Consider the following 1137-nt stretch of genomic DNA (forward strand, 5'->3'; position numbering starts at 1 on the left):
TCAGGCTCATTTCTGGATTGGAGAATACTTCCTAAGCTAGACAGCGTTTAACACAAAAAGTTCATCCGTGGATGGGGCCACTTATGAGAGAATAGCAGGCCGATTTCACTGAAAACCGTCACCTTTAAAGCGTACAAGGAAGGGGGCGGCATATTACCGCCTCCCCTCTCTTTAATGTGGCTTCCTATCATCCAGCGCCCCGCTGCTTAACCAGGCTTTGCGGCCTGCCAGCCACTTGCTCTCCTGCTCTTGATGTTCGCGAGCCTTCTCACAAATAGCGTCAAGCTCTTCTTCAGTGATGCCGCCCTTATCGTCTACCTCTTCACGCTCAAGGCTGGCTTTAATCTCCATGGCTAGCACAGTAGGCACGGCCATACCCTCACGTTCCAGAATGCGACCTGCCTCAATAGGCGTGATTTCGCCGCTGCTGAGTTGGTCGATCACATGGGCCTGTAATGCGATTTGTTCATGGCGCTTGATCCTCAGCCCACCGTGCAGCTTGAAGAGTGCAGTCTCAAGGCTTTCAACACGGGCAATCTTCCGATCAACGATGCTCCCGGTATCTGGGCGCTTCTTTATCCACTTCTGTCCGTTCAGCGGGTTTCCCTCTTCCCCGTCGAACATCTCCCAACCTTCCAGGGTAAGTGGTGAATGGTTAAGTGCGGCTTCAGCCTCTTGCCCGGCTGCTATTAGTTTGTCGAGTTCCTGAGCGTCAGCATCTCGGGCAACAGCACGCTTTAGGAGGACGCGAGACAGAGCAAGCTCCTGTTCCAGTTGCTGGGTCATTCCAAGAAAAGAGTCGTATAACCCCTGCTCTTCCTCTGACAGCTCCGAGCGGTAGATGCCATGGGTGACTGCATTGGTGTTATTAAGGGGAGCGCCTGCACCGGGACGATTGCCACCCCAACTTGATTGTTTTTCAAAGTGGGGAGAGTGACACTCTTCCGCCTCCACCGTGCGTGAGGTTTTTCTACTCTCATCCCTTGTGGCTCTAGGATTAGCGCAACCTTCAGGCTCTTCAACCTTGTCACTTTTGGGAGTGGCGGAAATGTCACTTTTGTCACTTTCAAGAGTGACATTTTTTGTTTTCGGGAGTGACACTTTTTTAGCGCCTGACCGGGAAAGCATGGTGCGTGT

Annotated in this window: 1 protein-coding gene; it reads right to left on the reverse strand. The window is 52.4% G+C overall.

What is annotated here, in order from left to right; genetic code table 11:
* Window positions 1-171: 171 nt before the first annotated feature.
* The coding region (locus E1189_RS01255; RefSeq protein WP_230459932.1) for a hypothetical protein at window positions 172-1137 on the reverse strand (966 nt) is incomplete at its 5' end.

Origin of the sequence: Parendozoicomonas verongulae, assembly GCF_009711465.1 — a bacterium.
GTDB lineage: Bacteria > Pseudomonadota > Gammaproteobacteria > Pseudomonadales > Endozoicomonadaceae > Sansalvadorimonas > Sansalvadorimonas verongulae.